Annotated in this window: 8 protein-coding genes and 1 pseudogene; 2 read left to right on the top strand and 7 right to left on the bottom strand. The window is 44.7% G+C overall.

All coding sequences use genetic code 11. The annotated features are described in order from the left end of the window. Positions 1 to 96: 96 nt before the first annotated feature. From OCV47_RS04030 to OCV47_RS04000, 7 genes and pseudogenes are all read right to left on the bottom strand, one after another. Positions 97 to 978 (bottom strand): annotated as a pseudogene (locus tag OCV47_RS04030) (PSP1 domain-containing protein); the annotation flags it as partial. Between the two features lies 1 nt (position 979). Next, entirely contained in the window at positions 980 to 1972 is a 993-nt protein-coding gene (gene holB / locus OCV47_RS04025) for a DNA polymerase III subunit delta' (RefSeq protein ID WP_262653961.1), read from the bottom strand. Between the two features lie 98 nt (positions 1973 to 2070). Next, on the bottom strand, positions 2071 to 2667 hold the full coding sequence (locus OCV47_RS04020; RefSeq protein ID WP_256299784.1) for a nucleoside/nucleotide kinase family protein: 597 nt from the start codon (positions 2665 to 2667) through the stop codon (positions 2071 to 2073). A 132-nt stretch (positions 2668 to 2799) separates the two neighbouring features. Then, entirely contained in the window at positions 2800 to 3870 is a 1071-nt protein-coding gene (locus OCV47_RS04015) for an NAD-dependent epimerase/dehydratase family protein (protein WP_262653959.1), read from the bottom strand. Between the two features lie 18 nt (positions 3871 to 3888). Beyond that, a complete protein-coding gene (locus OCV47_RS04010; RefSeq protein ID WP_262653958.1) occupies positions 3889 to 4632 on the bottom strand; it encodes an IspD/TarI family cytidylyltransferase in 744 nt (247 codons plus the stop codon). Then, positions 4633 to 7257 (bottom strand): CDP-glycerol glycerophosphotransferase family protein, encoded by a 2625-nt coding sequence (locus OCV47_RS04005; protein ID WP_262653956.1) that lies wholly within the window; start codon positions 7255 to 7257, stop codon positions 4633 to 4635. Between the two features lie 17 nt (positions 7258 to 7274). Then, positions 7275 to 9881, bottom strand: coding sequence for a CDP-glycerol glycerophosphotransferase family protein (locus OCV47_RS04000; protein WP_262653954.1), 2607 nt, complete (start codon positions 9879 to 9881; stop codon positions 7275 to 7277). 99 nt (positions 9882 to 9980) lie between these two features. Here OCV47_RS04000 and OCV47_RS03995 point away from each other — a divergent pair, with 99 nt between their 5' ends. Beyond that, complete coding sequence (locus OCV47_RS03995) at positions 9981 to 11351, top strand: polysaccharide pyruvyl transferase family protein (protein ID WP_262653951.1); 1371 nt, start codon at positions 9981 to 9983, stop codon at positions 11349 to 11351. 177 nt (positions 11352 to 11528) lie between these two features. Further along, positions 11529 to 13325, top strand: coding sequence for an Ig-like domain-containing protein (locus tag OCV47_RS03990; protein WP_262653949.1), 1797 nt, complete (start codon positions 11529 to 11531; stop codon positions 13323 to 13325). Positions 13326 to 13401 lie beyond the last annotated feature (76 nt).

The raw sequence follows: 13401 nt of genomic DNA, 5'->3' as shown, positions 1-13401 counted from the left end.
CCTCGGTTCCGATTCGCCATCTCTGCCTCTGCCGCCCTTACGTTCCTTTGGTTCTTTTGACTCCTTCGGCTCTCTGGATTCCTTTGGTGCACCAGTCTCCTGTTCGCCTTCAGCCATTTCCTTCACTGCTTCTTTTACAGGCTTTTCTTTTGTATTCTTACGCTTTCTCGGTCTGAACTTCAGTTCTGCTACCGGATACTCGCTCATCTCTTTTCCATCATCTACTTCCACCAGCACCTTCACAGTCTGCCGAAGTACGTTGACACTGTGTACTTCACCCTTGCCGCCATCTGGAAGTGTTACAGTCTCTCCCACATCCGGCAGACGGCTGTTCAGATACTCATAGGTATCTTCCTCATTCTTCAGACAGCACATCAATCTGCCGCAGACTCCGGAAATCTTGGTCGGATTCAGGGACAGATTCTGTTCCTTCGCCATCTTAATGGACACCGGTGCGAACTCTGATAAATAAGTGTGGCAGCAAAGCGGTCTTCCGCAGATACCCACACCTCCCAGAATCTTAGTCTCATCTCTCACACCAATCTGGCGAAGCTCAATACGCATCTTGAATACCACGGCCAGATCCTTCACCAGCTCACGGAAATCGATTCTTCCATCTGCGGTAAAATAAAATAAGATCTTATTATTATCAAAGGTATATTCTGCATCAATCAATTTCATATCCAGATTGTGCCTGATAATCTTCTGATGGCAGATAGCCATAGCTTCCCGCTCTTTCTCCCGATTGCGTCTGGCATGCTCATCATCCTCTGCGGTAGCTACACGGATCACCGGCTTCAGTGGCTGTACCACTTCTTCTCTGGATACTTCCTTTGTGCCCACTACCACATGGCCATATTCTGTTCCGCGGGCCGTCTCCACAATCACATGCTGTCCCCGCTTAATCTCCATATTCTTAGGGTCAAAATAATAGACTTTTCCCGCTGTACGGAAACGAACCCCTATAATTTTTGTCATTCTACTGATTCTCCTTTATTAACAGGAACAGTAATTCCATCGTCAGGTCAAAGTTCACATTTGCCGTCAGTCTGGCCTTCGCCTTGCGAATGCCTTCCAGGATCTGCTCCAGTCCTTCATACGAGCAATGTCTGGTCTGCCCGGTAATTGCTCTTACATTCTCTTTAAATATGATGCCGTTGGCATCACTGGTTGCCTTAAAATACAACACATCCCGGAACCATACAGCCAACAGATCCAGATAATCCCTGATATCCAGTTTAAACTCTGTCACTGCCTTTACGGACTGGGAAATCTCCCCGATATCCATATCCTTCACATGGGTCAGCAGATGAATCGCTGCACCTTTGATCTCTGAAAAATACTCTGAAGAGGCCAGCCTCTCTGCCTTTCCGATATTTCCCTGTGCAAAAGCCACACAGATATCTGCCTCATAATCTGGTATCTGCACATGCTCCATCAGAAACTGTCTGACCAGTTCATCAGATGCCGGCTTCATATTCAGCATCACACATCTGGACAGAATCGTCGGCAAAAAGGATGCTGCATTCGTAGTCAATAATAAAATCACCACGTATTCTGGTGGTTCTTCGATGGTCTTCAGCAATGCATTCTGTGCCTGCTGATTCATCTTCTCTGCCTCCGGTATGATATATACCTTGTATGGGCTGCTGTATGGACGCACCTGCACATCGCCTACTACCTGTTCACGAATATCGTCTACTCCGATGGTATTTGGCTTGTCATGGGACACTTCAATGATATCCGGCTGGTTGTGTCCGTCTGCCTGTCTGCAGGACTGGCACTGACCGCAAGGCCGTTCGCCTTCTCCCTGACACTGCAAGGCTTTGGCAAATTCCCTTGCAAGAGTGTTCTTTCCACAGCCCTTTTCTCCATTAAATATATAGGCATGTGATACCTTATCCATTTTCATTGCATTCTTCAGATGCTCTACCACATCAGAATGCCCAATAATATGATCAAATCCTGCCATGCCTTCTCCCTTCTGAACCGGATCTTCCCAGTTCTGTACGTACCTTTATTATCTGCTCAGTACCATACTGGTACGTAAGGTCCTGAACAGCTATTACTTTACTTCTGCCCGTATTCACGGATCACTGCTGCCAGTGTCTCCACACAGGACATTAAATCTTTTTCATTGGAATATCTTTGTGTGATTCCGGCTCCTTTTAGCTTTTCCTCAGAATAGTCTGCCTGATCTGCCAGGAAACGTCTGCACATCTCCTCATACTTTGGTGGCTGCTGCTTCCGTTCCCGCTCCAGTGCCCGTTCCAGACGCAGTCCATCTTCCACTTCAATATAGAGAGGAACTACTTTCTGGTCACCATAATAATCCCGGATCTTCTCATAGGATTCCAGCGTTCCAATCGCCAGATAATCCTGCTTTTCCAGATCCAGATGCTCATCATCCACTGTAAAATAAGTCCAGATACCGTAAATGGTATGATACGCCCTCTTCTCAATCACCTTTCCAGTCTGTTCCAGCTGCTTCAGTGTAACGTCATCCACAAAATAGTATTCCCGGCCCTCCTCTTCCATATCCCGGATCGGACGGGTGGTATACATCACCAGCGGTCTCAGGTTCAGCTCCTTCTTCTGACACAATTCCTTATAAATCGTATCTTTCCCGGTAGAGCTTTTTCCTATGATATAAAATAAACTGCTCATTTATTCCTCACTTCATCATACTTGAATTATCTGTTAATGTCAATTATTGGAGTTCATTCCATGACCCCCCAAAAGCACAGAAATCATGCATATGCATGATTTCGCGCAGGACAATGGCCGTGAATCTTTATCTCATTCTCCACCAGCCATGATTTGAATCGCACGCTTCATGCCTTCTCCGATGGAGACTTCTGCCTTCCAGCCCAGACTTTCCAGCTTCTCGGAGTCCAGTATTTCGCACACTTTTGCGGTAATCTCAGGCTCTTTTTCATCCTCCGGATTCACGAAGCTCAGCTTCAGATGTTTTTCCGGAAATGCAGCTACTGCGGCTCTGGCCAGATTGCGGATGGTGATGTTGCCTTCTTTGGAAGAAATGTTATATGGCTGCATCACTTCTCCCCTTAGCAGTACCGTAAAGACCGCTGCCACCGTATCTGTCACATAACAATATGAGCGATAAGGAGCACCACTGCTTTTCAGCACGATATCCTCATTATTTAACACATTCACCATGAACTGCGCCCATACCCGGTCATCCCCACGTCTGGTCGGTCCATAAATATAACTTGGCCGCACGATCTTCACCGGAATACCATACTGCTTGCTATAGCTGGCACACAAGGTCTCTGCTGCCCGTTTGCCAATGGCGTAGCAATTCTTATAAGAAGTGTGATCCAGATATCCCACATCTTCTTCTTTCATAGACTCCTTCGGATGATCCCCGAAGCTTCCATAGGTCTTCAGGCTGGAAAACATCAGCACCTGAGCCTGATATTTGACCGCCAGCTCCAGCACTTTCTGCGTTCCGATCAGGTTGGCATTGATGGTACCCACCGGATCATGCTCAAAATGCCATGCGCTGGCCTGACTGGCTGCATGTATAATATAGTCTACCCGGCCACAATCCGTCAGTTCACATACATCGGTTACCCAAAGAGACAGATCCTCCCGATCCAGGATCTCTCCGTATTTTTTCTCTGCATTTTCTCTGGAACGCACCAGACCAATGACCTTAATGCCACTGTCCATAAGATCATTTCTCATCAACAGCGCCAGCACCATATAGTAACTGATAAATCCATTGGCTCCGGTCACCAGAATCGTTTTGTGATCCAGTTCTTCCCACGGAAGCTGTCGTTCCACAATAGATGCCACATCTGTACAGACCAGCTCCGGCACCAGATCTTTGATCATTTTTTCCATGTTGCTCCTCCTTGTATGCTACAGTGACAGATCGTTCTGCAGCTCCTCTTTTGCAAATGCCCGGTAACGATTGTAATAATAACCGGAACGTAATGTATACAGATCTTCCGGGGTAGTTACCTTGATATTCTGTCGTTCTCCGAGGAAAATATGGATATCTTCTCCCAGCTCCAGAAGTAATTCTGCGGAAGAAGTCGGGTTCGTAATTCCACGTTTTTCAGCCTCTTCGTGAGCCCACAGAATCTTGCGGAATGTATATCCCTGCGGTGCCTGGGTAATGAACATATTACTGCGCTTGTAGCTCTTGCGGCAGGTCTGTCCGTCAAAGCTTTCCAATACCGAATCGATGCTCGGTGTCACCGGCACTGCATTTTCATATTCTCCTGCCTCCCGGATGCAGTTCGACACCAGCTCACTGGTGATCATTGGGCGCACACCATCACAGATCAATACAATATCTTCCCCCTGAGCAGTTTCCGCTGCCTTCATGAGGCCATTGTGAATGGAACCATGTCCATTTGCGCCTCCCGGTACGATCGCCCGGATCTTTTTGACCCCAAACTTTGCCACCTGCTCTTCCAGGACCGGAATCCAGCTCTCCAGGCAGGCCACCACGATCTCATCCACCTCCGGATGCTCGCTGAACACCTCCAGTGTTCGGATAATGATCGGCTTACCATCTACGATCAGGAACTGCTTCGGGATGTCCTGAGACTTCATGCGGGCACCCACGCCCCCTGCAAAAATCACTGCTGATACCATCTATCTGTTCTCCTTCTGCCATGTATAGGCATCTTCAAATATACGTTTACAATTGTCATGATCACTGAATGCAAAGAAATCATCCTGCCGTGTACGATAGAAATCCTTCAGCTGACAGTCATGTTCCATATAATCGCATAAAGTATCCACCAGCTGCTGATGTTCCGTGCAGATCTCTCCAAATCCCTGTGTATCGTAGAAAAATCCCCCTTCCACGTAATGCGGTGGAAGCTTTGGCGGATGATAATAAACCACCGGCTTTCTCATATACGCAAAGTCAAACTGTACGCCGGAATAGTCCGTCAGCATCAGGCTGGATTCACACAGGATCTTCTCATAGTTGACACCAAGAGCAGAGATAATCTCCACGCCGTCCTTCTTTTCAAAGTCCACAGCCTGTTCTCCAATATTCGGATGCACCAGATATATCAGCTTGTAGCCAGTTCGTCTGGCCGTCTCCAGCAGTTTATCATCTGTGATCAGTCTGTTATAAATTTTATAATAATCTGTCTTTTTAAACAATTCTGAATATGGCCGGGACTCATTTTTTCCGTTTGGCCACAGAGCAATATAATTTCTCCAGGTCGGTGTAATCAGAATCTGCTTCTGATCCCGGTTGATCAGTCCGTCAAATCTGGCCAGACCTTTCAGCCGGATCGCTGACGAATCCAGATATCCATACTGCGGCTGACGTAAGTTTTGCACTTCGTATTTGGAAGCACAGTAGTAAAGCTTGTTGTTATTAAATGCCTGATTAGCATTGAAGGCCAGATCCTGCACTGTCAGACCATGCTGAATGCAAACCGCATCAGCCGAGATCAGATCCTGCAGATACGGAATCTCCTCATCACTGATTCCGTTAAAATTATACAGACCAGCATGAGTGGCAAATACCATCTTTGCATGCAGATATATGCAGCGGTGCTTCCTGGTTCCGTGAATCAGTGGCCGATAGCCCTCCTGGCGAAGGCGCTTCGTATCCTCTGCCTCTTCATTCATCAGATATACCGGCACTACGTCCGTATCCTTTCTGCTGACGCAATATTTATAAAAATATTCTCCACAATCGCCGCCTTTATAGATCTTATCAAAGGTCAGCCAGATATTTTTCTTATGATAAACAGGATAACTTAACCAGTACCAGAAACGTTCCTTCAACATCTCCGGTCGTCCGGTATCCATCTTCTTCACCGTCTTTTTCAGAATATCGACCCAGAATGTTGCTTCCCTCTTCAGATGTTCCAGTCCACTGCATTCTTCAATCAGAATTGCACGCTTCACTTTTCCCCGATCAAAAGTCATCACATAATGATCAAAGCACCAGTAGGAACAGTTCAGCTTCGAGGTAATTCTGGAAGTAAAACGCCTTGTAATAATCGGATGGGGAATCTTCTTTCCATCTATATTCAGCACAAACTGCAATTTATTTTTCTTCTGAAAATCCTTCTTCGGCAGAATCAGCCGGAACGTATACCCCCGATACTCTGCCTGTCCAAAATAAGTTGTCTCATTGTACCGCTGTGTCTCCTGCACTTCCACCGGCTTCTTATTCCACAATACCTCCCAGCGAATCGCAGAATCTTTCAGGAAATACGGGCAGGAGAAGTCCAGTACCAGTGCATCCTTTTCTTCATTTACCACATCCAGGCACACCTTCGGCAGTACCTGATTCGACATCTGTCTGCCATTGATAAGAATTCTGGTGGGATAACGCAATCCCCGGTTCTCTTTCTCAGGATCCACCAGAATATATTCTTCCTGAAGATCCATATACTTCAGATGCAGAAGCTTTTCCTGAAGTGCAAAGGACAGGCGATAATCCTTCCATATCTTTGCTCCGGAAATCAGCCATTCATCCTCTATGTTCTGCAGAACTTCACTTACCAGCTCATAGAATTCCTTCAATCCTGACGTATCCAGTACGTGTTTGTCATGATGATTTTTATTTGTATCGAATCGAATGATCAGTTCTCGCACCAGATGCAGCTGCATATAGGCTGGAAGCTTTTCATGATAACGCTGAAGCGTTCCGTGGCAGTGTGCGGCGAATCTGTCCAGATACCAGTCTGCTTTCCGGTTATCTGGATTGCGGCTGATGTCTTTTTTCTCCGGATGTCCGATCTGTACCTTTGTGCCTGTCAGATAGCCAACAGCCATCTTCTTCTCTGCCACACGGTAAAACAGATCTGCATTCATTTCATATCCATGTTCCGGATCTGGCAGATTTTCTAACAGTGCAGTCTTACGGTAAACCACTGCGTCATAGTCATCCGGCATGGAAGAAAATTCTTCCATGTTATCCAGATGCACAAGTTTGCCCTTCGGTACCGCCTCTGACTGTGCCTTCTTCCCACTGTTCTGCACACCAACTTTCTTTTTCCCGGACTTTGCTGTAGCTTTCGTGGTCTCCTCACCGCAATCATAGCTGCATTCCAGCATCACCGCATCCAGCTGTTTCTCCTGCGCAAAGGCACAGGCAGCCTGCAGATCTGCCTCCGGGAACACATCTTCCACAGCGGCCAGTACTGCAAAATCAGCCGTAATGCCGCTTAGCTTACTCTGTATATCCTCTCTGTATCCGTCTGTCTTCTCCTCTGTTCTTAAAACAGAATAGATCTGTGCCATAACCGCCCCCTGTTGTATTACCTTTTTTCTTTCCTGTTCTGATATTTGATCATTTCCTGATAGATTCTTTCACAGTTGTGATGATCTGAATAATAGAAGAAATCATCTGCGTGTGCACGGTATTCCTCCGGCATCTCACAGTTATGTTCCATATATCTGCACAAGATATCAATCAGTTCCTGATTGGTATGGCAGATCTCACCAAATCCCATGGTTTTATAATGGAACGTTCCTTCTTCGTAATGCTGTGGAATATCCTCATGATGAAGATAAACCACCGGTTTGCGCATATAGGCAAAATCAAACTGTACCCCTGAGAAATCCGTCACCATCAAAGCCGCTTCACAAAACAGCTTCTCATAGCTCATCTCTCCGGTAGACGGTATAATCTCCACCAGATCATTCTGTGTAAAATCTTCATACTGCGGGCTGATCAACGGATGCAGTACATACTGAATCCGATAGCCGTACTTTCTGGCTGCTTCCAGAAGCTGCGGATCATTTAGCAGCCCATTATAAACCTTATAATAGCTGGTTTCTTTAAAATTCGGGTTATAATCTCTGGCATAAGATTCTCCGTGATAAGCAGGCAGAACGGAATTCATACGCCAGGTTGGTGAGAACAGCAGCACCTTTTCCTTTCGGTCTTTTAACCCATCATACCGTGGCACCCCTGTCAGCTTCAGCGCATCATAGCCCTCATAATCATATACTGGCTTAGACAGATTCTCAATCTCATACTTTGATGCACAGAAATATAATCTGGTATTGTCCCGTAGTCTCTGCTGTGCCAGCGCAATCTTCTGGATCGACATTCCATGCTGTACACAGGCCGTATCAGAATGAATCAGTCCACGAATCGGTTCTGACTTTCTTCCTTCATAATTGTTGAACGCAAAAATTGTGGAATTGGAGGCAACAATGATGTCTGCATTCAAAAAAGCCAGCCGGTGAATCAAACTTCCTCTCTTAATCGGCTTATAACCTTCTGTCCTCATCCTCTTATAATCCGGACAGGATTCATCCAACAGATAATATTTTGTAATGCCATCCTTCTGCCCCAGTGCATACTTATACAGATATTCCGAAGAATCTCCCCCTTTATAGATCTTATCAAAAAACAGCCAGATCTTCTTTCTGGAAAAATATGGCTGACACAGAAAATTCAGCATACGAAGCGGAAGCTGATCCCGGAACATACCATTTGTCTTGCAGTACATTTGCTTCCACATATGCAATTCCTTTTTCACCATCTTTATCCATGTATACTTTTCCACACAGATCTGATTATCTTTCCAATAAGAGATATATTTTCCAAATCTCCAGTAGCCGGCATTCAATGCTTTAGAGAATCGGCTGGTCTGCATTGGAAAATCCATCTGAAGCTCATACTCATGATCATCTGCTTTCATACCAAATGTCAGACTTCTTATTTTTTCACTGTCTGGCACAGGCACCGATACATGAAACGTCTTATTTCGGTAATAAGACACCCCAAAACACTTCTGTAACGCATAGCGCCCATTATAAATTACCGGAATACAGTGATTATCGAACCTGGCATATACCATACCCTGCGCATCTGCAATAAAATCATTGATATTTCCATCAATTTCCAGATTCCCATTCTCATAATTGATCAGTTCAATTCGAACGGACAGATTTTCTATATCTGCAAATAGAATACCTTCAAACATCATCTGAATATTATCCGCGCTGCCCTTTACATCTGGATAATAATTTTCCCTGCCAGCCTTCAGACGAACCACAAACATCCGCATCTTCTGAGCTACCTTCAGCATAGCTGATTCATTCTTTAAGATCGTCTCTACCGTTACATAATCCAGTACTTTCTTCAGTAACCGATAATATTCCGGTACTTCTTCTTCCGAGATTACATGCTTATTCCGGTTGTTTGTATTGGCACAAAGTCTCAGTTCCACCATATGCAGGGTCATACACTGAAGAAACATATTCACTTCTCCGTTTTCAGCTTCCCGCTCCAGCAACGGCAGTATTCCCTTTTCAAAAGAATCATAATACCACTCTCTCTGCAGGACACTGATGCAGTTAAAGAAATCCTGCTCTCTCGGCACCAGATATTTCAGTTCTGCTTCTCCCATATAATAAAATATCGGTTGATTCTTTAACAGCTCGTAGACCAGCTGCTTCTCCTTCTCTGTTTCCAGATCACACTCTCTCCAGGTCTTCTGAACCTGCTCCGTCCGAAGCACAAGTCCATGCAGCTCCAGCGGAAATACCAGCTGATTTTCCCGAATATCTATCTCCCTGTTTTCCCGTGACTCTGTGCGAAAATATTCACACTTATTCTTTAATTCAAACTGCGGGAAAATATACGGCATCACAAAAGCCATATTCGACTGTTCCAGTTTCTCACATGCCTGATCCAGCCAGCCTGCCTGAAGTCTGTCCCCTTCATATAAAACTGTCAGATATTCTCCTTCTGCTTCTGGCAAATGATCCAGCACCTGCTTCTGCCCGGTTTCTGTCAAATGGCCCTTTATCGGCAGCACCTGAATCCTATCGGAAGACAATTTCTGGTTTTGCAGTAACTTCTCCGGCTTATTTTGTTTCTCATATACATAAAAAATCGATAATTTCACGTTTCCCCAACCGCCTCATATTTATTTTTCTGGTAAAACAGTCTTCTATATATTATAATAAATAACATCTTATGTGTAAATAATATTGGGAGATAGTTTATGAATCTGACATCTATTAAAGAAAATATTAAAAAAAGAGGCCTGATTGGTGCCATAAAGAGCTATACAAAAAAGTTTCTGGAAACCAATTCCCCGAATGACTCCGCTGACAGTCATCCGTACACTATTTTGCTCTTAACCAATAAGGATTCCGACAATGTCGGTGATCAGGTTATTGAGGCCTGTGATGTTTCGATTCTTCATGCCATCATGAAGAACCTGAATATTACCAATTATAAAATTGTAAGTAAACCTGCAACCATTGTAAAAGAGCCATACGACCAGCCTACAGGAGCGCATTTGGATCATGCACGTCAACTGATTCAGGAAAGTGATATTGTGATTTATGGCGGTACACCTGTTTTTAATTATCTGTATCAGACTTTCTATAAACGTACCTCACTCACTATCGATATTGCCCGGGAATATGACAAACCGGTTATCTTATCTGCCATTGGCGTGGATCGTTACGATGAGGGAAATGAAAAATGTGCCCGCATTATAGAGGCGATCAATCAGCCTCATGTAAAGATGGTCACTACCAGAGATAATTTTGATACTTTGATAAAATTCCGTTCACCGGATAATCCTGATCTTCCGATGGATACGGTGTCCGATCCTGCAGTATTTGCCGGTCCTGTATTTCGTCCGTTCTTATCTGAGAAATCAGGTTCTACGAAAAAAATTGGACTTTTTATTCTGAGAAGAAACGGATTTACGGACAATCATTTTGATCTGCCAGGTTCCAAAGCAGCGCAGTTCTGGATCGACCTTGCCGCTGAACTGGAACGAAGAGTTTATGATTACGAATTCCTGACCAGCGGTCATTTTGGCGATGAAGCATTTTTGGACTATATGATTCGAACCTATAATGTGCCATCGGCAAAATGCATCTTTAATGTGAATTCCCCTGAATTTCTGGCTGAAAAGATTGCTTCCTACGATGGAGTGGTCTCCTGCCGTCTGCATCCAAGCATCATTTCCTTTGCTTTGAATGTGCCTTCTATTGGAATCAACTGGAATAATAAGGTCAGTGGTTTCTATCACAACATTGGTTATGACAATCGGGTACTTTATGCCGAAGATCTCTCCGTTCCAGATGTTGCTGACACTCTGGAGAAGATCATGAAAGAAGGCATCCAAAAAGATGAAGACTTCATTATGAGTGTCTACCGCACACTGTTCCAGGCATTAAAAGACATCTTAGCACCTGACAGTGATCTGGTACCATATACACTGACAGAACTCTCAGAGAAGCTTCCACCATATGGCGGTACCTCTGAAAAAGAACAGTTAGCCAAGCTCCGGAGAAAGTTCCGAAGAACTTACCAGGGATATAATAAGCTGTTTGATAAATTATCTAATCAATAATATCCAGGATGTGTACCATACCGTGCACATCCTTTTTTCTATATCATATTTTCCTCATACTTTTCTGTTATACTTAATGTATTCTTAAAAAACTATTCACACTATTGTCACGCTTTTCCAACTTTGCTATACTCTACCTGATTAATAGTTATTTTGTTTTATTACGAGGAGCATGTTATGAAGAAAAAATCATTTACTGTAGTTCTGTTTTCTCTATTGTTGCTGATCCTGACGATCCCGGCTTCCGCGGCCGGATCCACCGTCTTTTTCAGCGGCCGGCCTGTCTATCAGGCCAAGCCTGTCACCAATAGTCCGCGGATTCTCATGATCGGCAACAGTCTGACCTATACCAACAATATCCCCGCCATGGTGCAGAACCTGTGCCGGGCCAGCGGTATCAATGCCACGGTAGAATCGGTTACACTGGGCGGCAACTCTCTGACTGACGATGTGAATCCTGGAACCGGAAATGGCTATCCTTCTCTGGAAGCCAAGAAGAACGTCAGCCAGCAGATGTATAACAAGTTAAAATATCAAAAATGGGACTATGTTATTCTTCAGGGAAAGAGCGATGAGACCACTGCGATTCCAGATAAATTCAAGAACGCAGTTGCCACACTGGCTCCACTGATCAAATCCGCTGGCGCTCAGATGGTACTCTACTGTACCTGGGCACCGGATTATAAGTCTTCTGCTTATAATATCGACCAGCAGCAGATGAATATTGCCAATGTATACTATGCTGCTGCCAGACAGCAGGGCTGTGCACTGGCTCCATCCGGTATTGCTTTTGCCAGAGAACGTACCTTGTATCCAGATCTCGATCTGTATTACAGCGCCGGTGACCGGCTTCATCCAAATGTGGCCGGAAGCTACTTATCCGCCTGCTGTATCTACTCTACTTTATTTGGCAGATCCGCAGAAGGCATCAGCTATTATCCGGCTATAAACGGAAAAACATCTGCACAGTCTCAGCAGATTGAGCAGAATTTGCAGTCCCTGGCTGCTGATGTGGCGCTTCGTGGAAACCTGAATATTTCCCAAAAGGCCACTTTCAAGAATCCAGGTTATACCATCAATAAAGGCAAAAAGTTACAGCTTGCTTTTGCCAAAAACGGATACCGTGGTATTGCTTATCAGTCCAGCAATCCATCCTGCGTCACCGTCAGCCAAAGCGGACTGGTTTCTGCAAAGAACTATGGAAGTGCAGTCATTACCGCTACCTTAAATAATGGTACTACTGCAACCTGCGACATCATTGTATGCTCCGGAAAGTTTACGCTTACTGTAGGCGATAAATATACCTTTAAATTTAATAACAACTTTACCTGGCGTTCCTCCAATGGATCCGTTGCCTATGTAAATGGCAACCAGATCTACGCCGTTGGTTCTGGCAGTGCCACTCTGGCAGGTACCAATTCCAATGGCACTACTGTTACTCTTCAGGTAACGGTAAAAGGAACTTCATCCGCAAAGAGCAATGTGAAACTGAATTCCAAATCCCTGTTCCTGGCAGTCGGAAAGAAGGCAAATCTAAAGACCCGGGTTCTTTCCGGATCGAATCTCTCCGGTCTGACCTATAAGTCCAGCAACAAATCAGTGGCTACTGTTACAAAGAAGGGTATCATAACAGCGAAACGTCCGGGAAAGGTCAAAATCACCATCACCCCGAAAAAAGGGAAAAAGATGACACTTACCATCACCTGTGGCACTCAGGTCAAAAAACTGGCATTCTCCAATGTGAAATCCGGTGCTAAACTGAAAGTGGGTAAGAGTAAGACTTTAAAAGTCAAATTCACTCCATCCAAGGCCAGCATTAAAAAGCTGAGCTGGAAGAGCAGCAATACTAAGGTTCTTACCGTAAGCAAAAAAGGTAAAATCAAAGCGAAAAAACCTGGTACTGCCAAGATCACTGCCACTGCTACCGATGGATCTAAGAAAAAGGTTACTGTAAAGATTAAGGTAGTAAAATAACACAACTATGGGGCTGTCTATTCGCGACAGCCCCATTTACTATTTCATATTGTTCTATAGCTGGCTTCTATCATAC

The organism is Muricoprocola aceti (assembly GCF_025567005.1).
Classification (GTDB): domain Bacteria; phylum Bacillota; class Clostridia; order Lachnospirales; family Lachnospiraceae; genus Marvinbryantia; species Marvinbryantia aceti.
This window is presented reverse-complemented; position numbering and strand designations above follow the sequence as displayed.